General features: G+C 69.0%; 25 protein-coding genes. 9 read left to right on the top strand and 16 right to left on the bottom strand.

Translation table 11 applies throughout. The features are described 5' to 3' along the window. Window positions 1-5 precede the first annotated feature (5 nt). Window positions 6-1,169, top strand: coding sequence for a sulfotransferase family protein (locus ACIHAX_RS24450; RefSeq protein ID WP_397279720.1), 1,164 nt, complete (start codon window positions 6-8; stop codon window positions 1,167-1,169). Between the two features lie 490 nt (window positions 1,170-1,659). Here ACIHAX_RS24450 and ACIHAX_RS24445 read toward each other — a convergent pair whose 3' ends face one another. Beyond that, a complete protein-coding gene (locus ACIHAX_RS24445; RefSeq protein ID WP_397279718.1) occupies window positions 1,660-2,337 on the bottom strand; it encodes a PaaI family thioesterase in 678 nt (225 codons plus the stop codon). Window positions 2,338-2,535: 198 nt separating this feature from the next. Here ACIHAX_RS24445 and ACIHAX_RS24440 point away from each other — a divergent pair, with 198 nt between their 5' ends. Next, the gene (locus tag ACIHAX_RS24440; protein ID WP_356969599.1) at window positions 2,536-3,186 is read left to right on the top strand and encodes an HAD family phosphatase; all 651 of its coding nucleotides are present in this window, start codon (window positions 2,536-2,538) and stop codon (window positions 3,184-3,186) included. 12 nt (window positions 3,187-3,198) lie between these two features. On the opposite strand, the gene ACIHAX_RS24435 is transcribed toward ACIHAX_RS24440, so the two are convergent. Next, window positions 3,199-3,792: a TetR family transcriptional regulator gene (locus ACIHAX_RS24435; RefSeq protein ID WP_355078927.1), complete on the bottom strand. Its 594-nt coding sequence runs from the start codon at window positions 3,790-3,792 to the stop codon at window positions 3,199-3,201. A 93-nt stretch (window positions 3,793-3,885) separates the two neighbouring features. Between ACIHAX_RS24435 and ACIHAX_RS24430 the strand changes: the two genes are divergently transcribed. Continuing rightward, window positions 3,886-4,179, top strand: coding sequence for a hypothetical protein (locus tag ACIHAX_RS24430; protein WP_355078929.1), 294 nt, complete (start codon window positions 3,886-3,888; stop codon window positions 4,177-4,179). Beyond that, window positions 4,176-4,697 carry a hypothetical protein gene (locus ACIHAX_RS24425; RefSeq protein WP_397279715.1) on the top strand — a complete coding sequence of 174 codons (522 nt, stop codon included), beginning with the start codon at window positions 4,176-4,178 and terminating at the stop codon, window positions 4,695-4,697. Before ACIHAX_RS24430 ends, ACIHAX_RS24425 begins: the two co-directional genes overlap by 4 nt. Before the next feature lie 95 nt (window positions 4,698-4,792). Here ACIHAX_RS24425 and ACIHAX_RS24420 read toward each other — a convergent pair whose 3' ends face one another. The 5 genes from ACIHAX_RS24420 to ACIHAX_RS24400 all read right to left on the bottom strand — a co-directional run bounded on the left by ACIHAX_RS24420 (window position 4,793) and on the right by ACIHAX_RS24400 (window position 8,612). Then, window positions 4,793-5,290 (bottom strand): hypothetical protein, encoded by a 498-nt coding sequence (locus tag ACIHAX_RS24420; RefSeq protein WP_364437910.1) that lies wholly within the window; start codon window positions 5,288-5,290, stop codon window positions 4,793-4,795. 94 nt (window positions 5,291-5,384) lie between these two features. Further along, complete coding sequence (locus ACIHAX_RS24415) at window positions 5,385-6,662, bottom strand: RNA polymerase sigma factor (protein WP_397279713.1); 1,278 nt, start codon at window positions 6,660-6,662, stop codon at window positions 5,385-5,387. 13 nt (window positions 6,663-6,675) lie between these two features. Next, window positions 6,676-7,026, bottom strand: a complete 351-nt coding sequence (locus ACIHAX_RS24410) for a YciI family protein (RefSeq protein ID WP_397279711.1) — start codon at window positions 7,024-7,026, stop codon at window positions 6,676-6,678. Between the two features lie 111 nt (window positions 7,027-7,137). Further along, window positions 7,138-7,944 carry an ATP-binding cassette domain-containing protein gene (locus ACIHAX_RS24405; protein WP_355078939.1) on the bottom strand — a complete coding sequence of 269 codons (807 nt, stop codon included), beginning with the start codon at window positions 7,942-7,944 and terminating at the stop codon, window positions 7,138-7,140. Then, window positions 7,941-8,612 carry a FadR/GntR family transcriptional regulator gene (locus ACIHAX_RS24400; RefSeq protein WP_397279709.1) on the bottom strand — a complete coding sequence of 224 codons (672 nt, stop codon included), beginning with the start codon at window positions 8,610-8,612 and terminating at the stop codon, window positions 7,941-7,943. The genes ACIHAX_RS24405 and ACIHAX_RS24400 overlap by 4 nt, the downstream gene beginning before the upstream one ends. A 169-nt stretch (window positions 8,613-8,781) precedes the next feature. On the opposite strand from ACIHAX_RS24400, the gene ACIHAX_RS24395 reads away from it, so the two are divergent. After that, entirely contained in the window at window positions 8,782-10,539 is a 1,758-nt protein-coding gene (locus tag ACIHAX_RS24395; RefSeq protein ID WP_397279707.1) for a 2-isopropylmalate synthase, read from the top strand. A gap of 194 nt (window positions 10,540-10,733) precedes the next feature. On the opposite strand, the gene ACIHAX_RS24390 is transcribed toward ACIHAX_RS24395, so the two are convergent. Next, window positions 10,734-11,117 (bottom strand): nuclear transport factor 2 family protein, encoded by a 384-nt coding sequence (locus ACIHAX_RS24390; protein WP_356969583.1) that lies wholly within the window; start codon window positions 11,115-11,117, stop codon window positions 10,734-10,736. Window positions 11,118-11,205: 88 nt separating this feature from the next. Between ACIHAX_RS24390 and ACIHAX_RS24385 the strand changes: the two genes are divergently transcribed. Further along, complete coding sequence (locus ACIHAX_RS24385; protein WP_397279704.1) at window positions 11,206-11,991, top strand: helix-turn-helix domain-containing protein; 786 nt, start codon at window positions 11,206-11,208, stop codon at window positions 11,989-11,991. Window positions 11,992-12,006: 15 nt separating this feature from the next. On the opposite strand, the gene ACIHAX_RS24380 is transcribed toward ACIHAX_RS24385, so the two are convergent. Both ACIHAX_RS24380 and xylB read right to left on the bottom strand, forming a co-directional pair. Further along, window positions 12,007-12,636: a maleylpyruvate isomerase family mycothiol-dependent enzyme gene (locus tag ACIHAX_RS24380; protein ID WP_355078945.1), complete on the bottom strand. Its 630-nt coding sequence runs from the start codon at window positions 12,634-12,636 to the stop codon at window positions 12,007-12,009. Window positions 12,637-12,778: 142 nt separating this feature from the next. Beyond that, window positions 12,779-14,188, bottom strand: coding sequence for a xylulokinase (gene xylB, locus ACIHAX_RS24375; RefSeq protein WP_364437888.1), 1,410 nt, complete (start codon window positions 14,186-14,188; stop codon window positions 12,779-12,781). Window positions 14,189-14,423: 235 nt separating this feature from the next. Between xylB and ACIHAX_RS24370 the strand changes: the two genes are divergently transcribed. Next, window positions 14,424-14,915: a hypothetical protein gene (locus ACIHAX_RS24370; protein WP_364437885.1), complete on the top strand. Its 492-nt coding sequence runs from the start codon at window positions 14,424-14,426 to the stop codon at window positions 14,913-14,915. On the opposite strand, the gene ACIHAX_RS24365 is transcribed toward ACIHAX_RS24370, so the two are convergent. The 6 genes from ACIHAX_RS24365 to ACIHAX_RS24340 all read right to left on the bottom strand — a co-directional run bounded on the left by ACIHAX_RS24365 (window position 14,906) and on the right by ACIHAX_RS24340 (window position 22,643). Then, window positions 14,906-15,928, bottom strand: coding sequence for a glycoside hydrolase family 172 protein (locus ACIHAX_RS24365; RefSeq protein WP_356969573.1), 1,023 nt, complete (start codon window positions 15,926-15,928; stop codon window positions 14,906-14,908). The two genes, ACIHAX_RS24370 and ACIHAX_RS24365, sit on opposite strands and share 10 nt — an antisense overlap. Beyond that, complete coding sequence (locus ACIHAX_RS24360) at window positions 15,913-16,365, bottom strand: thioredoxin domain-containing protein (protein ID WP_356969571.1); 453 nt, start codon at window positions 16,363-16,365, stop codon at window positions 15,913-15,915. The genes ACIHAX_RS24365 and ACIHAX_RS24360 overlap by 16 nt, the downstream gene beginning before the upstream one ends. A gap of 56 nt (window positions 16,366-16,421) precedes the next feature. Further along, the gene (locus ACIHAX_RS24355) at window positions 16,422-17,903 is read right to left on the bottom strand and encodes an FGGY-family carbohydrate kinase (protein ID WP_397279923.1); all 1,482 of its coding nucleotides are present in this window, start codon (window positions 17,901-17,903) and stop codon (window positions 16,422-16,424) included. Window positions 17,904-17,905: 2 nt separating this feature from the next. Next, on the bottom strand, window positions 17,906-19,318 hold the full coding sequence (locus tag ACIHAX_RS24350; RefSeq protein ID WP_356969569.1) for an L-fucose/L-arabinose isomerase family protein: 1,413 nt from the start codon (window positions 19,316-19,318) through the stop codon (window positions 17,906-17,908). A gap of 119 nt (window positions 19,319-19,437) precedes the next feature. Beyond that, a complete protein-coding gene (locus tag ACIHAX_RS24345; protein ID WP_364437877.1) occupies window positions 19,438-20,316 on the bottom strand; it encodes a family 43 glycosylhydrolase in 879 nt (292 codons plus the stop codon). 38 nt (window positions 20,317-20,354) lie between these two features. Continuing rightward, the gene (locus ACIHAX_RS24340; protein ID WP_397279700.1) at window positions 20,355-22,643 is read right to left on the bottom strand and encodes an excinuclease ABC subunit UvrA; all 2,289 of its coding nucleotides are present in this window, start codon (window positions 22,641-22,643) and stop codon (window positions 20,355-20,357) included. Between the two features lie 63 nt (window positions 22,644-22,706). Between ACIHAX_RS24340 and ACIHAX_RS24335 the strand changes: the two genes are divergently transcribed. Together ACIHAX_RS24335 and ACIHAX_RS24330 are read left to right on the top strand one after the other, a co-directional pair. After that, window positions 22,707-23,675: a helix-turn-helix transcriptional regulator gene (locus ACIHAX_RS24335; protein WP_397279698.1), complete on the top strand. Its 969-nt coding sequence runs from the start codon at window positions 22,707-22,709 to the stop codon at window positions 23,673-23,675. A 67-nt stretch (window positions 23,676-23,742) separates the two neighbouring features. Further along, window positions 23,743-24,144 carry a nuclear transport factor 2 family protein gene (locus ACIHAX_RS24330; RefSeq protein WP_397279696.1) on the top strand — a complete coding sequence of 134 codons (402 nt, stop codon included), beginning with the start codon at window positions 23,743-23,745 and terminating at the stop codon, window positions 24,142-24,144. The last annotated feature ends 462 nt before the right edge of the window (window positions 24,145-24,606 follow it).

Here is a 24,606-nt window from a genome sequence, read left to right as displayed (position 1 = left end):
TGACCGTGATCGGTAGGGACGACGTCGGGACCGTCGACGATCTGCACGCCTCGGCGACCAAGGTGGTCGGGCTGGACGCCTTCGGCACGGACGACTACCGCGAAGGGCTCGAGGTGCTGCTCGAGTCCTATGCGAAGGACGCCGAACTCACGCCCTTCGGCAATAAGGTGAACCGCGCGTTCCTGCGCGGCGCGCTGATCGCCCGGCTGCTCAGCGAGGCGGCCTGGCGGCAGCATCCGGAACACGCCGACGTGGCGATCGAGCGCCCGATCTTCGTGACCGGTCTGCCGCGCTCGGGCACCACGGCGGTGCACCGCCTGCTCAACGTCGACCCGGCGCACCAAGGGCTGGAGATGTGGCTGACCGAGATGCCGCAGCCGCGCCCGCCGCGCGAGACGTGGGCGAGCAACCCGGTCTACCAGCGCCTCGCCGCCGCCTACGACAAGCACCACGTCGAACATCCGGAGTTCATGGGAGTGCACCACATCTCGGCCGACCAGGTCGAGGAGTGCTGGCAGTTGCTGCGGCAGTCGGCCATGTCGGTGTCCTACGAGTGCCTGGCCTACCTGCCCACCTACTCCGAGTGGTTGCGCGAGCGGGATTGGACATCCGCCTATCGCAGGCACCGGCGCAACCTGCAACTGATCGGACTGCCGGACGCGGGCAAGCGATGGGTGCTGAAGAACCCGAGTCACCTGTTCGCGCTGGACGCGATCTTCGAGGTCTATCCGGACGCGCTGGTCATCCAGATGCACCGCGATCCACGCACCATCATCGCGTCGGTGTGCAGTTTGAACGAGCAGGCGTCGGCGGGCTGGTCGGAAAAGTTCCGCGGCCCGGTGGTCGGCGCGACGCAGCTGGATCTGTGGGCGCGCGGCGCGGAGCGGTTCCTCGCCGACCGCAAACGCCACGACGCGGCGCAGTTCTGCGATGTCGACTACGACGAGTTCGTCGCCGACCCGATCGGCACGGTGACGTCGATCTACCGGCACTTCGGGCTGCCACTGACCGCCGAGGCCGAGGCGGCGATGACCGCGTTGCACGCGGAGAGCACGTCTGGGGCGGCACGCCCGGCGCACCGCTACACCCTCGCCGATTTCGGGCTGACCGCCGAGCAGGTGGACGCGCGGTTCGGCGCGTACCGGGAAGCGCACTTCCCGGGGCGGTGAGCGGTCGGCGCTCGCCGGTGGCAGGTCCGACCGGCGAGCGCCGGAACGCGGCGAAGGCATTTCACGCGAGTCTGCATCGTGTGCAGGTGTGGTCGCGCCGGATTCGCGGGTGGCTCGCCTGCCTGCGCCTTCGGGGTCGACGCGAATCGATCTGACCGACAGGGCATTCCGTGCAGTCGTGCACAGTGCGCCATGCGCGCGGGTGCTCGGGGTCCGGCTCGTCGGCAGGTGAATCGCTTATCGAGGGCGACCATTGCGCGTCGGCGGACTCGCGATCCGTCGACGCGACAGCGTGTCCCGGGGGGCGACGAGCGCGGGCGCTATGAATGCGGCGCGAGAGCGGAGAGGACAGGAAAGCGGCGCTCGTCCCCGGCATGCGGTGGCCGGGCCGTTCACCGTCCGTGCGAGAAGCCGACGCCGCCCAGCGGACTCCGGCAGGTGCGGGGCCGAGGCTCGAACCGGCCGATCCTCGCCGCGCAGGCGCCGAGCTTCAGGGCTGTCCGGGCTTCAGCACGATGAACAAGCCGTTCGCCTCCGCGCACAGCCGGTCGCCGTCGTGCAGGGTGGCCCGCACATAGACCTTGCGCCCCTCCTGCCGTTCGGCCCACGCGCGCACCTTGAGTTCGGTGTTCAGCGGCGTGATGGAGCGGTAGTCGACGGTGAGCGACGCCGTTCTGGTCACCGCGCCGGAGCGCACCGCGGCCGCCATGCCGAGCAGGTCGTCGAAGGCGATGGCGATCTGACCGCCGTGGGCGGCGCTGTTGCCGCCGAGGTGGAAGGTGCGGAAGGTGAGGCGCGCGTCGACGCCGTTCTGCGGGTCGACATGGTCGATCAAGAACGGCGGCAGGGTGATGTTGCCGCGGGCGGGCAGGTCGAAGCGGGTCCAGTTGGGCGTCGACCACTCGTCCACCCGTGCGGCGTCGAGCTTGTCGTTCAGCTCCTTGAGAATGCCGATCGCCTCCACCGCCAGCTCGTCGGAGGGCGAGGCCAGCCGGACGCGGTCCATCAGGCCGCGCACCTGCTCGATGAACTGGCCGTAGTGCGGCCCGCCGCGGGAGATGTCGTCCTTGGCTGCCTCGTGGGCGGCGATCAGCTGGGTCATCGGCCGGAACCCGCCCTCGTGGTGCTCCTGACTCGGCAGCGAGTCGCCGTCCTGCGGTTCGTTCATGAGAACAAGTTATCGGTTGCCCGGTGAATGCTCGCCGCGCGGGTGCTGTGTCCGTCGTCACGAGCCGTCACCGCCTAGGCTGGTGCGCGACCGCATATCGCCTTTCCCGGGTGGTATCGGCCTGGTTCCGGCGGCCGGATACGCGTCGCGGCCGCGCTGGATCCCTGACCGCTTCGGCTGGCGAAAGGCTCTGTGCGCATGGGTATCACCGCGGTCGTGTTCGACATGGACGGCGTATTGATCGACTCCGAGCCGGTCTGGGAACTGGTGCGGCGTGGCTACGTCGCGGAGAAGGGTGGGCGATGGCTGCCCGACACCCAGCAGCGGCTGATGGGGATGAGCACCGGGGAATGGTCGACCTATCTGAGCGGCGAACTCGGGGTCGGCGAGCCCCCGGAGACCGTCGCGCGGGAGGTGATAGAGCGGATGTCCGAGCGCTACGCCGAGGGCGTGCCGGTGCTGCCGGGTGCGGTCGAGGCCGTGCAGCGGATCTGTGAGCACTGGCCGCTGGGGCTGGCCAGTTCGTCGCCGCGCGCGCTCATCGACACGGTGCTGGGCCGGACGGGTCTGATCGAGTACTTCTCCGTCACCTTCTCCACCGAGGAGGTCGATCGCGGCAAACCGGCGCCTGACGTCTACCTGACGGTCGCGACGTTCCTGCGTCAGCGGCCGAGTGACTGTGCGGCCGTCGAGGACTCGAGCAACGGCCTACGCTCGGCCCACGCGGCCGGGATGCGGGTGATCGCGGCGCCGCGCCCGGAGTACCCGCCCGCTTCCGATGCGCTCGGCCTGGCCGCCAAGGTCATCTCCGGCCTCGACGAACTCACTCCCGGGCTGATCACCGGCTGAGCCGTCGCCAGGTCAGGGCCGATAAGAAGTCAGCAGGGTGCGGGCGGCGGCAGCCAGGTCCTCTTCCAGCCAGGCGGGCAGCTGCGCGGCGTGGGCGTGGCGGCGCAGCGCCGCATAGGGCAGGTCGACGATCGCGCGGCTGACCGCATCGATCTCTCGCTCCTCGTCCCTCCCGAACAAGGCGAGCGCGATGCGGCGCAGATGCTCGATCAGCGGCGCGTTCATCTCGGCCAGGGTCGCGCGGAACTCGGCGTCCGGCTCGCCGTCGAGCAGATCGCTGGGACGCAGCTCCAGCAGGAGCTTGGCGTCCTGGGGGAGTTCGCGGCCGAACCGCAAGGCGGCGCGCACCATCCCGACGCCCGCCTCCACCGGATCCGGCTGGTCGGCGGCGGCGAGGGTGCCGTCCTGGAAACGGCGCAGCGCGCGCAGCCACGCCGCGGTGAGCACACCGTTGCGGTTGCCGAAGCGGTGATACAGGGTGCCGACCGGAGCGCCACTGGCCTCGGCGATGGCCGACACGCTGGCCGCGCGGGGCCCTTCGGCGAGGACCAGCGCGCGTGCTGCGTCGAGGATCACGTCGCTGTCGTGCTTGCGGGGCGGCGCCATGTACTAGTACGTTCCTTCTATATGGAGCGATTGTCCTATATTGATGAGCATGCCAGATCGGTCGACGCGAATCGCGACCGGGCGTGGCAAGCGATGCTGAGAGTCGTCTGCCGCGACCCGCACAAGCCGTCGCCGCCCACCGGGTTCGTCGTCGATTCCGTCGCGGAACCGCACCGTTTGGCGCTGCGCGGCCAGCACTGGTTCTCGAAATACGCGCTGATCTTCGAATTGGACGAGGAAGGCCCTGGCCGGACTCGCGTCCGCGCGCGTAGTTACGGCGACTTTCCCGGTCTGCACGGCCGGATCTATCGTGCGCTGGTCGTGGGGACGGGGGGTCACCGATTGGCGGTGCGTCAGATGCTGCGCAGGATCGCGGCGGCGGCATGATCCCGGGGACGGTGTGGGGCGCCACCGAAGCCGAACGCGAGGAACCCTTGCCGTGCGACGACCGGCAACCTGGCGGTCTCCAGGCCGATCGAGCGATCAGCGTCGACGCGCCGCCCACTCTCGTCTACGCCTGGCTGTGCCAGTTGCGCGTCGCGCCCTACAGCTACGACCTGCTGGACAACTTCGGCAAACGCAGCCCGCGCCGGCGCGACCCGATGCTCACCGAACTGGCGGTGGGGCAACGGTTCATGTCCCAATTCGAGCTGGTCTCCTTCGTCCTGGGCAGGCACATCACGCTGGTCTCGGGCAAGGTGTGCGTCACCTACGCGGTGCGACCAGAAGGCACGGGAACCCGCCTCCTGGTCCGGATACGCTGCGGCGCGCCCAGACTCGTCGCGGTGACATTGGCCCTCGGCGACCTGCTCATGATGCGTAAGCAACTGCTGACGCTGAAGAAACTCGCCGAAGCCGAATACCGCGCGGCCCCCGCGGATTCTCCGGGACCACCGGAACGGTAGCGCCGCATCGGCCGCGAGGTGCCCGACCGGCGACGGTAGAGCGATCCGGGCGGTGGGGGAGACCGGAGGTCATCCGCACGAGCGAAGGGTGAGGTTTACGAAAGGCGTTCGACCAAATCGAACTTGCGTTGTTCATAGCCTTTCGGCACGGTGTCGCGGACCGAGATCAGGGCGTGTGCCCAAGAGCCGAGGAGAGTGCGGTCGCCCACCGTGCGGCCGGGATCCGGTGTGGGTTCGGCGGTGAGCAAGGGGAGTGGGTGGATGCGGTGACGGGCCTCGTTCTCCAGTACGGTCGCTTTGTCCACGAAGATCCGCAGGTCGTGATTGAGGAGATAGCGGCCGACCGCGCCGTGTTCCGGCGGCCGCAGTGCGGCGACCGAACCTGCTGTGCGATAAAGGTTTTCGCCTAGTCGTGGTCGTTGCGCATCCCGGCCCGCCCAGGTGACCCGAGCGGGTTCGGTGAGCAGTCGCTCGATCCCTTGGACGAGGTGGTGGCCGATCCTGGCGTGTTCCATGAGCCGCGGGCCCGCGTCCACGTAGCCGAGCAGGCGGTGGTCGCCGGTGCGGAGTACTGCTCGATAGAGCTGCCACACGTAGTCGTATTCCCTTCGGTGGTAATCGATTTCGTTGCATGCTCACACGCGTTTGCGGTGTGGCGATTACAGCGGCGTTACCACCGTGGTGCGGTCAATCGGCCTGCGCGCAGGCGACCGCCCGGTCGAGCAGGAGGGCCTGCTCGGAAGTATTGCCCGTCAGTTCCGCCGCGCGCGTGAATTCGGCGCGGGCCTGCGCATACCGGCCCAGCTGGGCGAGCAGGTCGCCGCGCACGGCGTAGCGCAGGTGGTAGTCGGTGAGGGCGCCCGCGGCGACGAGCGCGTCCACCAGCTCCAGCCCCGCTGCGGGGCCGTGCACCTTGCTCACCGCGACCGCGCGATTCAGCTCCACGACGGGGGAGGGAAAGCGTTGCGCCAGAACGGCGTACAGTCCGGCGATGCGCCGCCAATCGGTCTCTTCCGGCGTCGCCGCCATCGCGTGCACCGCGGCGATCGCGGCTTGCAGCGCGTACCGTCCCGGCGGCAAGGCGCGCTCACGTGCCGTGCTGTTCGCCCGCCCGAGGGCGGCCAGCCCGCGCCGGATCAGCAGGCGATCCCACCGTGCGCGGTCCTGGTCGTCGAGCAGCACCACCTCTTCGCCGGTTCCGGTGCGCGCGGGCAGCCGGGAAGCCTGTAGCTCCAGCAGCGCGACCAGGCCGTGCGTCTCCGGCTCGGCGGGCAGCAATTCGCCGAGCATGCGGGCCAGGCGCAGCGCGTCCTGGCACAGCTCCTCGCGGACCCAGTCCTCGCCCGCCGTCGCCGCGTAGCCCTCGTTGAAGATCAGGTAGACCACGGCCAGCACCGAGGCCAACCGATCGGCCAGCTGGGCACCGCGTGGCACCGTGTAGGGGACCCGCTTGTCGGCGATGGCGCGTTTCGCGCGCACGATCCGTTGCGCCACGGTCGATTCCGGCACGACGAACGCCCGGGCGATCTCCTGGGTGGTCAGCCCGCCGAGCAGCCGCAGGGTGAGCGCGACCCGGGCCGGTTCGGTGAGCATCGGGTGACAGGCGGTGAACATCATTCGCAGCAGGTCGTCCTCGACCAGGTCGTCGTTCGTATCGGGCGGCGGCTGCTCGGTCACGAGATCGCGACCGAGCAGCTCCAGCTTGCGGGCGAAGGTGCGGTTGCGCCGCACCCGATCGATCGCCCGGTGCTTGGCGGTGAGCATGAGCCAGCCGCCCGGGTTCGGCGGCACGCCGTCGCGCGGCCACTGCTCCAACGCCGCGACCAACGCGTCCTGCGCCAGTTCCTCGGCGGCGCCGATATCGCCGACCATCCGGGTGAGCCCGGCGACCAACCGGGGCCACTCCATCCGGGTCACGGCTTCGGCGGCGCGTCGCGCCGAATCCGCGGACGGCTGCCCGCTCATCCGCCGTGCCCGCTCAGGCGGGTTCGGCGATCTGCCGGACCTCGACCTCGATGTCCCATTCGGGTCCGTGTACGGCGAGGAAACGAGAAGTCCATTCCACCGCCTCTTCCTTCGACTTGACCTGCAGAATGCAGTATCCGCCGACGATCTCCTTGGATTCGGTGAACGGTCCGTCCAGCACGGTCTGCTTGCCGCCGGACTGGGTGACCCTGGTGGCTTCGGTGATCGAGTGCAGACCGTTGGTGTCCAGCAGCACGCCCGCCTTGGTCATCTCCTCGATCACCTTGCCCACCTGTTCGACCAGCGCGTCGTCCGGCTCCGGGGAAGTGTCGGGGTCAAGGCGGATGAGCATCATGTATCGCATCTCGGCATCCTCGGTCGATGTGGCGTCAGGATCGGTCGATCCTCACATCACTGCATCGAACGACCCCCGCCCGAATCGACATGTCGGCGGAAATTTCTCCGGCCGAAGCGCCTACCGCGGCCACGCGATGGTTTTGCGGGCCGCTCGCGCGGTCCAACGGCCGTCGTCATGGCGGACCTCCACCGGGTGTGCGAAGGCGGCGGTGACGTTCTCGGTGGTGATCGTCTCCAGCGCGGGGCCCGCCGCGACGGCGTGACCGCCCGCGATGAGCAACGCGTGGGTCGTCGTGCTGGGCAGCTCTTCCAAGTGGTGGGTGACCAGGATGGAGGCGACGTCGGGGTGGGTGCGGTCCAGGGTGTCGAGAGTGTCCAGCAACTGCTCGCGCGCGGCGACGTCCAGGCCGGTGGACGGTTCGTCGAACAGCAGTAGCCGTGGCTCGGCGATCAGCGCTCGGGCGATGAGCGTGCGGCCGCGCTCGCCCTGGCTCAGCGTGGGCCAGATCTCCGTCGCCTTCCCGGTCAGGCCCACGGTGTCGATCATCGCGTCGGCTCGGTCGAGCTGGTCGGCTGTCGGTGTCCAGCGCATGGGGGTGTCGATCGTCGCGGTCAGGCCGGTCAACACGACCTCGCGGATGGTCAGCGGAGACCGCAACGGGTGGCGTGGGTTCACCTGGCCGATGCCGCGGCGCAGCTGCTGCAATTCGACGCGACCGAGTTCAGCGCCGAGCACACGGACCGAACCCGACGTGGGGAAGGTGACCGCGCCGCAGAAGCCGAGCAGGGTGCTCTTTCCCGCGCCGTTCGGACCGAGCAGCGCCCAGCGTTCGCCGGCGCGCACGGTCAGCGAAATCCCGCCGATGATCTTCTTGCCCTCGCGGCGGAAGGTCACGTCGGTCAGTTCCAGCACCGGTTCGGTCACGTGAAAGCCTCTTTCAGAGTGGTCAGGTGGGCGCGGCTGTACTCCGCCGCGGCGGCCGGGTCGCGGGCGGCGATGGCGTCGGCCAGCCGCTGATGCGCGGCGTGATCCACGGACTCCGACGGCACCGGGCGGATCTTCAACATGTCGATCATCGCCAGCCGCAACCGGGGCAGGAAGCTGTCGAACAACTGGGTCAGTACGTCGTTGTGGGCGGCCACGATGACCGCCCGGTGGAACGCCATATCGGCGTCTACGTGCTCGGCCACCGGCTCGCCGTGTGCTTCGCGCGCGGCCAGGGCCCGGCGGATCATGCGCAGGTCGGCGGGGGTGCGCCGCTGGGCGGCCAGTGCGGCGGCCTCGGCCTCGATGGCGATGCGCGCCTCGATCACCGAGGCGATGGTGGCGCGGCGCAACACGGCGTCCCATTCCTCGGTCGCCTCGAGCGCGGTCACGAAAACGCCCGCGCCCTGCCTGCTGTCCAGGACGCCTTTACCGGCCAGCTCGCGGATCGCCTCCCGCAGCGTCGAGCGTCCGACGCCGAGCTGTGCGGCCAGGGTGGTCTCACCGGGCAGGCGGTGACCCAGCGGCCATTCGCCCGCCTGGATGCGGACGAGCAGCACTTCGGCCGCCTGCGCGGCCAGTGGATGGCGCCGTACCTGGGAGATCATTCACTACCTCTCTACTTGTCTGAGGAGTCGTGTACAGTCTAGCCATCATGCGCACCATGCTTCTGCTTAGCCGCCACGGCGGGGCCTGAACGACCGGCCGCCCGCCGTGGGGCTTCGTCGTGGCCGGTCACCCTTGTCGTGACGGCCGCAATGGCCAGGAAGCAGACCCATGACCACCGCATTCCCCACCATCCACACGCCTGCGGGGCAGGTGCCCGATCAGGCTCCGGCGTGGAATCGCCAGCGGCGCTCGCAAATGCCGTCGCACCGCTATCGTGACATCCACCGACGCGTGGAAGTACCGCTCACGCAACGGAAATGGCCCGACGCCCGGCTCACGCAGGCGCCTCTGTGGGTGCCGGTCGATCTGCGCGACGGCAATCAGGCACTCGCCGAGCCGATGGACCCGGCGCGCAAACGACGCTTCTTCGAGCTCCTGGTCGCCATGGGCTACAAGGAGATCGAGGTCGGCTACCCGTCGGCGTCCCAGACCGACTTCGACTTCGTTCGGCTCATCGCCGAGGAGGATCTCGCGCCCGAGGACGTGACGATCGCCGTCTTCACCCCGGCGCGGCGCGATCTCATCGAGCGCACCGTCGCATCGGTCCGCGGCATCCCCAACGACGTCGTGATCCACATGTACACCGCGACGGCTCCCGCGTGGCGGGACATCGTGCTCCGCAAGGACCGCGCGGCGCTGCGCGAGCTGATCCTCGACGGCGGGCGCGCAGTGCTGGACTGCGCCGGGGACCTGCCGAACGTGCGGTTCGAGTTCTCGCCCGAGGTGTTCAACCTGACCGAGCCCGACTACGTCCTCGAGATCTGCGACCGGATGACGACATTGTGGGACGCCACACCGCGGCGTCCGGTCATCCTGAACCTGCCCGCCACCGTCGAAGTCGCCACCCCGAACGTCTACGCCGACCAGATCGAATACATGCACCGCAATCTGGCTCGCCGCGACAGCGTCATCCTGTCGGTGCACCCGCACAACGATCGCGGCACCGGCGTCGCGTGTGCCGAACTGGCGGTACTCGCGGGCGCGCAACGCGTCGAGGGCTGCGTCTTCGGCAACGGTGAGCGTACCGGCAACGTCGACATCGCCACGCTGGCGCTGAATCTGCACGCGCAGGGCGTCGATCCGATGATCGACTTCTCCGACATCGACGAGATCCGGCGAACCGTCGAATATTGCACGCGTATGCCGATCCACGAAAGACACCCGTATGTGGGCGATCTGGTGCACACCGCGTTCTCCGGGACTCATCAGGACGCGATCAAGAAGGGCATGGCCGAGCATCGCACCCGGGCCGCCACGACGGGCATTCCCGAGCGCGCGGCCGACTGGCACGTGCCGTATCTGCCCATCGATCCCGCCGACCTCGGCCGCAGCTACGACGCGGTGATCCGGGTCAATTCCCAATCCGGCAAGGGTGGCATCGCCTACCTGCTGCACACCGAATACGGCATGGACCTGCCACGACGCCTGCAGATCGATTTCGCCGGGCACGTGCAAGCGCTCGCCGACGACACCGGCGTCGAGATCGGCGCCGCCGAACTGCGTGACCTGTTCGAGGCGATCTACTGCGACGACCCGTCGGGGCTGGCCGTGAAGGACTGGCGCACCAGCGGCGACGGCGCCGAAGCGGACACCGAGATCACGCTGATCGTCGACGGCGTCACCCACCGTACGCGGCGCGGCGGCGGCCCGGTCGCGGCGCTCACCGAGGCACTGGCCGAGGCGGGGTATCGCATCGAGGTGCTCGGCCTGACCCAGCAGGCGACGGACCGAGACGAGGGCGCCATCGCTTACCTGGAATACCGCAGCGGCGAACACCTCGGTTGGTCCTGCGGCCGAGCCGATTCCGCGCAGGCGGCGGCATTCGCCGCGATCCTGCGCGCTGCCGGACGCTCGGCCCGGCGGTGACCATCTGGCACCCGCTCTCGCGCTGACCGACTCGTGGCGCGATGGCAGGTCGCGGCTGGTGCGCGTATCACGCGCGTACCACCGACGATCCGATCGGGTACTCGAGCCCCGGTACCCGATCGGATGCGGGCGCTGCACGGCAGGTGACGGTCAGGCTCCGGCGAAACCGTCGCCGGAGAACCGAATTTTCCCGGTCAGAACATGCCGTGCGGTATCTGCGCGGGCTCGGGCACCGATTGCACGACATCCCAGTGCTCCACGATCTTTCCGTCGGCCACCCGCCAGATGTCGACCACAGCCAGGTCGGGCTCTTCGTCGCCCGGCGGGATCATGCGGTAGTGCATGACCACGTATTCGTCGTCGGCGATCACCCGCGCCAGCTCCAGCTTCGACCCGGCCACCGGTGCCTGGGCGATGAACTCGATGAAAGCGTCCTTCCCGGAGGGATTTCCGGGGCTGTGCTCGAGGAAGTCGTCGTGCAGCAGAGTGCGCAGCACGTCGACGTTGCCCGCCGCGAACTCCGTGAAGCCGTTCAGGAGCAGTTCCCTGTTGCGCGCTGCCGCGCTGTCGTTCGTCATGCCGACGAGACTGGCAGCGCGCGAACCGGGGTGTCGATTACCCGCCATGTAATGGCGGGCGTGACCCGGGCGTCGTGATACTGGGCCGATGAACGGTGATCGACCGGTCGGCGAGCTGCTGCGAGAGTGGCGGCACCGGCGGAAGCTGAGCCAGCTGGACCTGGCCATCCAGGCCGACGTGTCCGCCCGGCATGTCAGTTTCGTCGAGACCGGCCGCACGACGCCCAGCCGAGCCATGGTGCTGCACCTGGCCGAACAGCTCGACATTCCGCTTCGCGAACGCAATCGCGCGCTGATCGCCGCCGGACACGCTCCCGAGTTCCGGCGCAGTGACTGGAACGACCCCGCGCTGCGGCGCGCCCGCGACGCGGTGCAGCGGGTACTGCGGCTGCATGAACCGTATCCGGCGCTGGCGGTGGACCGGCGCTGGAATCTGGTGCAGGCCAACGATTGTGTGGGCGTGTTCTTCGACGCTGTGGATCCGCGACTGCTCGAACCGCCGATCAACATGATGCGGCTCGGCCTGCACCCGGCGGGCTTCGCCTCCCGGCTGCGCAACCTCGAGCAGGTCCGCGCTTTCCTGCTGCCCCGCCTGGCGCGCCAGGTGATGGCGACCGGAGATCCCGAACTGGCCGCGCTGCACGAGGAACTGCGCTCCTACGGCTCGCCGGGCGGCGCGGACAGTGACATCGCGGACATCCTGCTGCCGATCCGACTGCGCCACCGCGACACGGAACTCGCGTTCTTCAGCACGATCACGACCTTCGGCGCGGCATTCGACATCACGCTCGACGAGGTCGCGGTCGAAGCGTACTTCCCCGCCGACGACGAAACGGCTGCCTACCTGCGTGCGTGCGCCGAAACCGGCCGGTGAGCGACGGGCGTCGGGTCAGTCGCGTGCGGTGAATCGCTCCGCGGGCTCGCCGGTGAGGTGTCCGGCGGGCAGTTTGCGGCCGCAGAGGACGAGCAGCAGGTCCTGGGCGCGCCCCGACAGCACCGTCCCGGACCCATAGCTGAAGTCCAGGTCGTCGGCGCGCAGTTCGATGCCGCCGAGTTCGGCGCCGAACAGCTTGACGGTCCTGGGGTCGATCGTGTCCAGCACCAAGCGCATCCGGTCCTCGGGCACCAAGCGGTCCAGGCCCAGGGCAACGGTGATGTCCAGCCCGTGGATCACATCGTGGCTCAACGCGTTGGAGAGCCCGCCGCCCGGCGGGCGCCAGGGGTGATCGACGTTGTCCCACAGTGATTTCAGCAGATCCGAGGTGCTCAGCGTGGCGGCGTCCATCCGGGCGGTGCGGTCGGCCAAGCGGTTGAAGTTCCCGAACGCCGCGACCATCCCCACCGCCAGGCGCGCGCTCGACAGGCGATACGGCATGGTGATGTGCGCGACCACTTCGCGTACCCGCCAGCCCGCGCAGAGGGTCGGCGAGTCCCAGCCCTCGGCGTCCAGTCCGGCCAGGAGTTCGGCGAGTTCGGCTCGTTCCGCCGTCACCGCCCTTCGCACCTGGGTATCGGTCATTCGTCCACCTCTCTTCGACGAGGTGATCCAACCCCTCCGGCCGTCGAGGCGCCACCCGGCGACGAAAATCGGCTACCCGCAGAGCGGAAACAGGGCGCTTCCGGATTCGCTGCGCACGCAGGGACTGCGGTGAAGACAGTGGTCAGCCGTACAGCGCCTGGCGGGTCCTCCGATACGCGGCCCGGATGTCCCGTCCGGTCGCGGTGTCGGCCGGTGGCGGAATCTCCGCGACCGAGCATGCGGGCCAGGACGGCGGCCGGGACGTGCCGCTGAGCGCCCATGCCGCTTGCCTGGCAGCGCCGAGTGCCACGTACTCGGCCGGTTCCGGCACCGTCACCGTGACGCCGAAGACCTGCGCGGCGATGGCCGCCACCAGCCGGGAGCGCGCCGCGCCGCCGATGAGCAGCACGCGCCGCGGCGAGACCCCGCCGATCTCGGTGAGGTGGTCGAGCGCGTCGGCGAGATGACACAGCAGAGCCTCGAAGGCGGCGCGGGCCACTGTGCCTGCGCGCATCGCCTCCGGCCGCAACCCGTGCAGGCTGCCCGCGGCGTGCGGCAGGTTGGGCGTGCGTTCACCGGCGAGGTAGGGCAGCATGACCACGCCGTCCGCGCCCGGCGGCTCCTGCGCGGCCAGCGATTCCAGCGTCGGCAGATCCACGCCGAGCAGATCGGCGGTCGAAGTGAGGATGCGGGCGGCGTTGAGCGTGCAGACCAGCGGCAGGAACGCGCCGGTGGCGTCCGCGAAACCGGACACCGCGCCGGTCTCGTCGGCGGCCGGACGGTCGGTGCGAGCGTATGCCGTTCCGCTGGTGCCGAGGGAGACCACCACATCGCCATCAGTGATGCCCAAGCCGAGCGCGGCCCCGGCGTTGTCTCCCGTTCCGGCGGCGACCAGTGCGCCCGAAGGTGTGTGCCCGGCGGACTGGTCCGGGCCGAGGACCCGGGGCAGGCCCGGGTGGCGCCCACGAAAAGCCATGGCGAGCAGATCTTCGCGATAGTCTCCGTCGGCTGGTGACCAATAGCCGGTGCCGGAAGCATCGCCCCGATCGGTGGTCGGCTCGAGCATGTGTCCCGGTCCGCCGCCCCGTAGCCGCCAGGTCAAGTAGTCGTGTGGCAGCACGACGTGGGCGGTGTTGTCGGCGAGTTCCGGCTCGTGGTCGGCCAGCCAGCGCAGTTTGGCGACGGTCAGGCCTGCCACCGGTACGTTGCCGACCGCATCGGCCCACGCCCGCGGGCCGCCCAGGTCGGCGATCAGTTCCTTCGCCGCGTCGGCGGAGCGGACGTCGTTCCACAGCAGCGCGTCCCGCACCGGGACACCCGCCGCGTCCAATGGGACCAAGCCCTGTTGCTGCCCCGCGACGGCTACCGCGTCGACGTCGTCGAGCAATCCCGCACTCGCCGTCTGTAGCGCGTCCCACCACGCGGCCGGGGCGACCTCGGTCCCCTCGGGGTGCGTGGCCCGCCCCTGAGCGAGAACCTCACCGCTGTCGGCGTCGCAGACCACGACCTTGCACGCCTGGGTGGAACTGTCGACTCCCGCCACGGTCGTCATGGCGCCTGCCCCGATCGAAGCCCGCTCGCGTCGCCGACACCGCCCCCGTCGCACAGCGGACGCGGGCGGATCGACACCTCGGCGGAAACCGGTCGCATTTCGAGGACGAGCCCGTCGCGCGATCCGGCGAATCGTCCGATCGTCTGGAGCACACCCATACCGACCACCTTGCCCCTCGCCGCCCGGCACCGGAGCCTTTCGGGTATTCCGCCGCCGTATCGGGCAGACTGTCGCGATGAGCATCGACCCCACCGACGTGCGCATCCGCACGGGAGACGGGACGCAGCTGCCGGAGCTGACCGAGGAAGCGCTCGGCGACCTGCTCGGCGAACCGGCCGGGCCGGAAGACGCCGTGCTCGAACTCAGCCGTGCCGACCTGCACGAGATCCGGGCCAGGCTGCTGCCCGACGGCGTCTACGAGCTGGAGCACCGGGCCGGGTCGGCGACCGAGTCGTTCCAGATGTACACCTCCGACCCGGTGCTGGTGCGTGCTGTGCTGTGGGCATGGCTCTGCGACGATCCGTGGTGGCGCGACTCGGTCGCGTGGTTCCCCGTCGACCCGGCGATCGCCGAGCTGCGCGCCGTGCAGGACGAACTCACCGGACTGCTGGACGGCCTGACCGTGATGGACGATCTCACCGCGGGCATGGACGCGGCGCTGGCGCGCGCCGACGAACTGCTGGCGTCGGAGCTCCCACCGGATGCGGACGACTCCGCTCAAGCCTGATACCACCAGGCGGTGGTCGCCACGTCGGCGTCCTCCAGCGGGAGATAGGTCTCGGCGTCCTGCCATCCGAGGGCTTGGACGGTGACGCGCAGTTCGCGGTCGAAACAGATCGGATCGCGCACATGCCAGCGATACATGCCGAAGCGCTGATCCGCTCGATAGATTTCCTCCGGCGGCAGCACTTGATGCAGCCCGAGATAAGGCGTGGAATATGTCCGGTATGTCCCGTCGAGATCGAAATTCCAGGCGCCGCCGAAATAGTCTTCGGTGCCCGTCCCGCAAATGGTCGGATGCTCGGTGTCCCCGTCGAGGAAGAACTTGACCTCGCCCTCGCCCCACCATCCCGGCGCGCCCGGGCGGATGGCGAGGTAGGTGCCGACGTAGCGGCCCGGCCCCGGCACCGTGTCGAGCACGGTGTGGACGGCAGGGTTCCCCAGGCCGGTGGTCCGCGTCCACCGGGTGTGCAGATACCCCGCTTCGTCCGGTACGTCCTCTTCGGTGTAAGTCGCCTGGTAGTACACCGGAACCTCGCGTCCGCAGTGGTTTTCGAGCGTGATGCGAGCGCGGTGCCGAAACGGCATGGGCCAGTAGCTGTTCAACCCACCCGCTGGCGCGACGACCACCATCTCCGAACTCAGCAGGGCGGTCTCGCCCCATCCGTTGCAGAAGAAGTCGCCGAGGGGCGAGGAGATCGCGGGCCGTGCCGCGTCGTCCCAGGTCATCCGCAGCGTCAGCCCGCGAAGGACGGAACGCTCGGTGGTCAACCAGAAATGCCGGAAAACGCCGGGACCGGATACGTCGGCCAGCGTGGCGGTTTCGCCGTGGGCGAGCGCGATCGAGGGGGAGATCTTCCACCCCGCCCCGAGCAGCCGTGCCGCGTGCGCTCCGGTGCCGTCGGTCGCCCGCGCGCCCGCGCCGGGCGCCCCCGTCGGATTCTCGGCGCTGACCGACCGCGTTCGCGTGCCGTCCAGCCGCCACAGTTCACCGCCCGGCGCGGTCACAGTCCCGGCCATCCGTACCGGGGTGCGGTCGGCGCGAGCCCGGCCCGGTGCGCCGTGGCGGCCCCGCCGGTCGCGGCCAACTGCCGGGTGTCGGTCTGCTGGGCGAGTTCCCGGCGGAACTGGTCCATGTCCAGCCAGAGGATCTGCTGCACAAGGTCTTCCAGCGCGTCCGAGGCGAGGGCGCCCGCGGCGGAGTAGACGAGCAGGCCGTCCCGGAACGCCATCACCGTCGGGTACTGCGTCACCTGGGCGGCAGCGGTCAACGCGACCTCGGCTTCGGTGTCGACCTTGCCGTGCACGATCTGCGGATGCCGCTGCGACGACGCTTCGTACACCGGAGCGAAATACTGGCACGGCCCACACCAACCGGCCCACCAGTCCACCAGCACGATCGGATGCGACGTGACGACGGAGTCGAAATTGTCCTGGGTCAAGGTGATCGTGGGCATGACATCCTCGTATCGTTCCGCGGAGCAACTGTGCATCGTCGCACGGATATTCGCGATCAGGAAGCCGCCCCGGCGCGGTGCTGTTCGGCCGCGAGGAAATGCGCGATATTCGTCGTCCGATCGTACAGATCGCGGTAGTGCCGGTAGTACTCGTCGTAGATCGCGACACTTTCGGGCTGCGGTCGCACGGTGTCGACGACGGGATTCCACCCGGAGGTGTCGATCCCGGCGGCCTCGGCCGCGAGCAGGGCGTCGCCGAGACTCGCCCCGACGGTGTCGGCGGGCAATTGCTGCGGCAGCCCGGTGACATCGGAGACGATTCGGGTCCACAGCCCGCCTCTGGTGCCGCCGCCCACCGCGACCAGACGTCCCGCCTGCCCGCCTGCTTCGGTCATGGCCTCGAGGTTGTGGCGCACTCCGTAGGCGATGCCTTCCAGAACCGCGCGGTAGAGCTCGGTCCGTCCGTGCCCGAGGGTCAATCCCGCGACGATGCCGCGCGCGTCCGGATCGAACAAGGGCGTGCGTTCCCCGGCGAAATAGGGCAGCGCGAGCAACCCCCTGCTCCCCGCGGGCACCTCCGCTGCCGCGGCGACCAAGTCGGTGAACTCGCCACCCACGAGCTTGCGCAGCCAGTCGGTGACCGCGCCGGAGGTGGCCATGCCCGCGGCGAGGGTATACGTGCCCGGCCAGGTGCCGCAGGTGCCCCAGAGGCCGGGATGTGGGCGCGGGTCGGTGAGCACCTGCACCAGGAACATGGTGGTGCCGTACATGATCATCGCGTCGCCCGGAGCGCGGACGCCGACGCTGGCCGCCTCGGCCCAGGCATCGATGGTCCCGGTGGTGACGGGCAGCCCCGACGGAAGTCCGGTCGCGGCCGCCGCGTCCGCGCTCACCCGGCCCACGATCTCGGTGGGCCAGGCCAGCTCCGGCAGCCGCCAGCCCGGCACGATCCGCTCGGCCCAGTCGCTCGCCCAGGCACGTTCGCGCAGGTCGTAGAGGGGCACGCACTGACTGGCCGATTGGTGGTCCAGCACGTACCGGCCGGTGAGCCGGTGCACCAGGAAAGAACTCGCCATCAGCAGCATCGCGGTGCGTGCGGCGACATCCGGCTCGTGCCGGGCCAGCCACCGGGCTTTCGGGCCGACAGCCTGGCTGGTCAGCGGCGATCCGGCGCGGTCGAGCACGGCCCGCGCGCCGAATTCGTCGTTCAATTCCGCTATCTCGACGCTCGCCCTGGTGTCGACGCCGTAGAGGATGGCCGGGCGCAACGGCCTGCCCTTCGCGTCGGCGGGCAACAGGCACGGGCCGATGCCGGACACCGCGAGTCCCTCGAGCGCGGCGCCGCCGGCCGCCGCCACCAGCTCACTGGCGAGTGCGAGAAAATCCGCCCACCACACCTTCTCCGCGTCGTGCTCGACCCAGCCGGGGTGCGGCATGGATACCTCATGCGCCCGCTCGGCCCTGGCGATGACCGTGCCGCGCGCGTCGGTGAGCACGCCCTTCGAACTCGAGGTCCCGATGTCGATACCGAGAAACATCGTCACCGCGTGAACTCGTCCACCGTGACGTCGAGCAATTCGCACGTCGCGCGCACGGCTTCTCGGTGGTCGCCGGGCACCGCGTGAATGTGGTTGGCGCCGAAGCGGTTCAGGAAATCCTCGGCGCGCGCGTCCAGCCGGGCGAACGCGTGCGGCCATTCCCGGGTCGACTGCTTCATCAGGGCTTCGTTGGTCTGCTCGTCGTATTCCTCGAATTCGCCGAGCATCAGCTGCATGCGGTAGTCGCCGTCGAGCCGGGTGAGCCGGGCGAGAGTCATCCGGCCCGGTGCGGCCAGATGATGCACCGAGGCGCCGCCCGCGGGAAAGAAGAACACCTCCGGGTACAGGTGCACCTTCGCCAGGTTCTCCGCCGGATCGTCGCTACGGGCGGCGAACCAGGTGGCGTGCTGGCCGGAATTGCAGAGATCCCAGATGTCCCGATCGGCGTGATAGTGCCGGACGTCGGCGAACAGCACCGGGGTGCCCGCGATCCCTTTGAGCAGCTGCATGGTCAGCGCGCCGTCCATGTCCGCCTCGGTCGCGCAGACGTGCGGCTCCTTCGGTCCGTTCCAGTCGTAGGGGTCGTTGAGGAAGGCCTCGGTGACGTCCATGGTGGCGAAATACTGGGTGAGCTCGGGCTGCCCCTTGATCCCCGAGAAATCCAGGCGCCACTCGTCGATCAGCTCGCGCACCGCCAGGTACGAGCGGATCTGACGTTCCAGCAGTTGCGGGGTGAGCTTGGCGCCGTCGTAGTACACGCCCGCGGTGTTGCGCTCCAGCCACTCGCGCGCGGCCTTCGCCTCGCCCGCGTCGGCCAGTTCCGCGCGCCGCACGATCTCCCACTGATCGATTTCCTCGACGTCGATGCCGAACAGGCGCTGCCACTGATCGGTGTTGGCGACCGCGGTGTTCATGCCCATCGGCCGCCCACCGAAGCGCCCGAACGTCGAACCGCGCAGGCTCGCCACGGCTGCCGCGGCCCGCGCGCGCACGCCGATCGCGTCGATGAGTTCGGGATCGGACGGATCGCCCCACAGCCTGCTGTGCCGACGTCCGATCTGATCCAGCGCACCTCCGGCGGCGAGCATGCCCACCATTCCCGGCTGGACCGGGTCGATATTCGACAGCAACAGCAGCGGCCCCGGAATCGCGCCCGCCGCCAGCATGGTGAAATGCGGGAACGCCCAGACCGCGTAATGCAGGACGGTGAGATCGACGCCCGCCGCGGCGACCGCGCGCGCCACCGCACCGGCCGACGCGTTGTCGCTGATCGGCGCCGCGCCACGGACCACATCGTGGCCCGCGTCCGCGAGCGCGGCCACCAGCCGGTCCTCGGTGGAGGCGATGAAATCGGCGATGCCCGCATGCACATAGTCGCGGCCATCGGAGATGCTGATGATGCCGATACGGGCCATGCCGGTCCCTCCCGTAGGTGGGTGATCGGAGAGTTCGACTCGATCAAGAGATACCAGCCGCGACCGCGCTCGGAGACGCGTTTCGCCGAAATAGCGCTCGGCCCGGTGCTTCGGACCGCTTAGCGCGGAACCGTTTTGACGACCCGCGACTGCGGGAAGCCGAGCGGCGCCAGATGTACCCCGCCCTGTCCCCACCCCGCACTGGTGATCCACCAGCGGCCGTCCTCGTCGACCACCTCGGCGGCGTGCGCCGCGATGTGTCCGACCTTGTCGCCGATGCGGAAATGGAAAGGATTGTCACTGCGGAAGACGTCGGTGCCGACGTAATGCGGGCGCGGACCGATGAACAAGTACCACCATCCCCCGTACCGGAGGACGTAAGGCGATTCGGTGTTGCCCGCCTCGGTGCCTTTGGCCGGGTCCGTGTACGCGATGTGCCGATCGCCCCAGTGCAGGAGGTCGGCGCTGGTGCGGTAGGCGACGACATGGTGACCACCCGCCGGGGCGCTGGTCGCGCAGTAGTACATCACCCATTGTTCGCCGACGCGCACCACCATGGGATCGCGAGCGTCGTAGCCGTCGCGGAACAGCGGGCCCTCCGCCGATCTGGTCCAGTGGAAGAGGTCGGGCGAGGTCGCCAGATTCATCGCCGCGGCGGTGCGGTCGGCGCCGCCCGCGGCGTAGAACATGTAGTACCGGCCGTGAGCGCCGAGCACATAAGGCGCCCACAGATGCGTCTCCCCGTAGTCCCGGTCCACCCGCAACGCGGAGGCATGCTTGGTCCACGCACCGTGCAGCCGGTCGGCGGTGGCGTGAGCGAACTCGATCTCGTCGAACGGATCCGCCGGCTCGAGGTGGGTGATCCCGAAAAGGTGCCACCTTCCGGCAGCGTCGCGAACGAATGTGTGATCGTTGATGTACCAGGCCTCCGACTCCCCGGCGCTCGGATCGTAGATCCGCGCGAAAGCTCCCGCCCGGACCACCTCCCGTGTCGCCATGGATTCATGATGCCGCGATCACGTCCTCGGTGGCGGAATCATCGGGCAACGACACTGCGCCGCAGGTATTCCGCGGTCAGCGACCGGTCGTCCGCCAGCAAGTCCGCCGGTGTCCCGGCGAAAACGAGTTCGCCCCCGTGCTTTCCGCCGTCGGGTCCGAGGTCGATCACCCAGTCGGCCCGAGCGACGACGTCCAGGTCGTGCTCGATGACGATCACCGTGTTGCCCGCGTCGACCAGCCGGTCCAGCAGCCCGACCAGCGCGTCGACATCGGCCATGTGCAGCCCCGTGGTCGGCTCGTCCAGCACGTAGACAGCGGCTTCGGCGCGACGGTGGAGGTGATCGGCCAGCTTGACGCGCTGGCGTTCGCCACCGGACAGCGAGGACAACGACCGGCCGAGGGTGAGATACCCGAGACCGACGTCGAGCAGCGACCGCAACGGCGTGCCGATCCGCCGGTCCCCGTCCGCGGCCCAGAAGTCCAGCGCTTCCGCCGCGGGCATCTCCAGCACGTCGGCGATGGACGCCCCGCGAATCTCGTAAGCGAGCGCCTCCGGACGGTATCGGCGTCCGTGGCAGGCCTGGCAGATCGTGGTGACCGGATCCATGTACGCCAGGTCGGTGAAGATCACTCCGGCGCCGTCGCATTCGCCGCACGCGCCGTCGGAATTGAAGCTGAACAAGCCCGGTCGGACACCGTGCCGCTTGGCGAACAGCTGACGCAGCGGATCCATGATGCCGAGATAGGTGGCGGGGCTGGAGCGCCGGGAGGCGGCGATCGCGGCCTGGTCCACCGCGATGACCTGCGGATGCGCCGCGACGAACGCGCCGGACACCAGCGTGCTCTTCCCGGAGCCCGCCACGCCGGTCACCGCAGTGAGCACACCCGTCGGAAACCGTACGGTGAGGTTCTTCAGGTTGTAGGCGTCGGCATCGGCGACGGTGAGCCATCCCGCCGGCTCGCGGACGTCCTCCTTCACCCGCCGCACCCGGCGCAGGCCCGCACCGGTCGGCGTCTCCGCACGCCGCAAGCGATCGACGGTGCCCTGGAACACCACCTGCCCGCCGCGGGAACCGGCGCCCGGCCCCATGTCGACCACATGGTCGGCGACGGCGATGACATCGGGGGAGTGCTCCACCACCAGCACCGTGTTCCCTTTGTCCCGCAGCCGGCTCAGCAGAGTGTTCAGCCGGCCCACATCCCGGGGATGCATGCCGACGCTGGGCTCGTCGAAGATATAGGTCATGCCGGTGAGGCTGGAGCCGAGATGCCGGACGACCTTCAGGCGCTGCGCCTCGCCGCCGGACAAAGTGGCGGTTTCCCGATCGAGCGACAGGTAGCCGAGCCCGACCTCCTCGATCCGGCGCAACCGGGCGACGGCGGCCTGGGCGATCGGCCGAGCCACCGGATCGTCCAGGCGGTCGAGCACCTCGATGAGGTCGGTGATCTCCAGCCTTCCGTAGTCGGCGATGCCGAGGCCATCGATCCGGCTCGCCAGCGCGGCGGCGTTGAGCCGTGCGCCCCCGCAGTCCGGGCAGACCTCCTCGGTCACCACCGCGCGGGCGGCTTCGCGATTCTTGTCCGACAACGCGGTGAGATCACGCTTGATGTAGAGGCGGTCGAACCGCTCCAACAGGCCTTCGTACGCGTTGTTTCCCGCCGAACCGTTGCGATTCTTGCGCGGCACCCGGAAACCCTTGCCATGTAGGAACAATCGCCATTCCTCGGTAGTGAAGTCCCGCAGCGGCTTGTCCGGATCGAAGAGCCCCGACTCGGCGTAGAGCTGCCATTGGAACGTTCCGACCGCGAAGGGCCCGAAGGTGATGGCGCCCTCGTTGAGCGATTTGCCGCGGTCGATGAGCTTGCCCAGATCCGGCCGCACCACATTGCCGAGACCGCCACACGCGGGACACATGCCCAGCGGATCGTTGAACGAATAGCGCGTGGCCTCGCCCGCGCTCGGCGCGCTGTGCCGGGAGAACAGGACGCGGATGACGGAGTGGATGTCGGTCATGGTCCCGACCGTGGAACGGGAATTGCCGCCGATCGGCTTCTGATCGACGACGACGGCGGGCGCCAGGTTGTCGATCGCGTCCGCCTCCGGACGCTCGTATTTGGGCAGCCGATTGCGGATGAACCAGGTGAAGGTCTCGTTGAGCTGCCGCTGCGATTCGACCGCCACGGTCCCGAAGACGATCGACGACTTGCCCGAACCGGAGACGCCGGTGAAGACCACGATCTTGCCTTTGGGAATCGTCAGCGAGACATCGCGCAGATTGTTCTCGCGAGCCCCGACGATCCTGATGGTGTCTCGATCTGCATGCACGGACCTCACGCTAGGCAGCGATGAGGTCGGTTTCTGTCCTCCTTCGCGGCCATACTCGAGTACGTGACCCGGACCGCCGAGCGACTGCTCCAGCTGCTGTCGCTGTTGCAGACCCGCCGCGAATGGAGCGGTCCCGAACTGGCCGCGCGGCTCGGCGTCACGGTGCGGACGGTGCGCCGGGACGTGGAGCGTCTGCGCGAGCTGGAGTATCCGGTGGTCGCGAGCCTCGGCGCGATCGGCGGCTACCGCCTGGAAGCGGGCGCGGCACTGCCGCCGCTGCTGCTCGACGACGAGGAAGCGGTCGCGATCACGCTCGGACTGCGCGGCGCGGCGCAGGGCGCGGTCGCGGGTATCGAGGAATCGGCTGCTCGCGCCTTGGTGAAGCTGCAGCAGGTCCTGCCGTCGCGCTTGCGCCGCCGAGTCGACGCGATAGACGCCACCACCGTCTCGCTCGGCGGGCCCGCCGCCGGTCCGATGATCGATCCCGAGGTGTTGGTCGTCCTGGCCGCCGCCGCGCGCGACAGCGAGCGGATCCGCTTCCGATACCGCGACAAGACCGATACGGAAAGCAGCCGCCTCGCCGAACCGCACAGTCTGGTCTCGGCGGGTCGGCGCTGGTACCTGGTCGCCTGGGATGTCGACCGCGCCGATTGGCGCACTTTCCGCGTGGACCGTGTGACGTCACCGCGGCCGATCGGAATACGCTGCGCACCTCGCGCGCTGCCCACCGCCGACGCGGCGAGTTTCGTGACCAGCCAGTTGGCGCGCTCCAGACCGGTTCGTCCCGTGGTGCTGCGGGTGCATGCCCGCGCCGCCGTGCTGGCCGAGACGTTCCGCGTTCGCGCGGAGGAAGTCGAACCGCTGGACGAGCGGACCTGTCTCTTGCGCACCTCCGCGGATTCGCTGGAGTGGACCGCCCTCCGCATCGCGCACCTCGACCTGGACTTCGAGGTCGTCGAACCCGTCGAGATGAAAGACCTGCTCGCCCGGCTCGGCGCCAAACTGCTTCGTGCGGCGGACAAGCCTGGCTGAGCGAAGGCCGCCGCGGCGTGCGGATACTCGGCTGCCCGATGCGGGAAGCGGCACTACGGTGCTGCGCATGACGCTCTCAGTGGAAGACCGCCTCGATATCACCGACCTCATCGCCCGGCACGGCCACATCATCGATGCGGGCGAACTGGATCGCATGGACGAGCTGTTCAGCGCGGAGGTCGTCTACGACCTGACCGCCATGGGATACGGCGAATTGCGCGGCATCGCCGCTGTGCGTGACGCGGCCCTCGCGCTCGGCGACGCGAATCCGGTCGGCCATCACGTCACGAATGTGATCGTCACCGAAAATGAGGCCGACCGCGCACAGGTGTTGTCGAAGGGAATCGGGATCGCCGCCGATGGTCGCTGCGGAAGCGTTACGTATGAGGACGTGGTGGTGCGAGAACCCGTCGGCTGGCGGATCACGTATCGCAAAGTCATTCCGCGCCGCGCTCCGCTGGGTGGCTGATCGCCGACGGGCGCATTGTCGTAGAAGCGCTGCCAATCGATCTTGTCGTGGTCTGAATCACACTTGTGTCATTCGCGCCGGAGTTTCGCCGCGCGCACGCCGCTGACCTGCGAAAAAGCGCGCTGGTCAGGCGATTTGACGAAGCGTTATCCGCCGCGTAACTTATTCCAAGTCAGAGCGACACGGACACCGACCCGGAGCCGAGAAGCGAGGCGGAGACGCCGAGCGGAAGGACCGGGAAACGAGGTAGGACGAGGAGCGCCTGGCGATCACACTGGCTCGATCGGGAGCCCGATTTTGATCGGGTGAGCGAATGAGCTAAGCTGGAAAAGTTGCCTCACTGAAGGTTCGAAGTAATTCGGATTGAATGTGTGTGCGTGTGTTCTTTGAGAACTCAATAGTGTGTCGATGAATGTCAGTGCCAAATATTTTTTGGTTCCGGCCTTTTCACCCCCCGTGTGG

This window comes from Nocardia sp. NPDC051929, assembly GCF_044548645.1.
GTDB classification, from domain to species: domain Bacteria; phylum Actinomycetota; class Actinomycetes; order Mycobacteriales; family Mycobacteriaceae; genus Nocardia; species Nocardia sichangensis.
The sequence above is the reverse complement of the archived record's forward strand: the minus strand, read 5'-3'. Positions and strand labels throughout refer to the sequence as shown.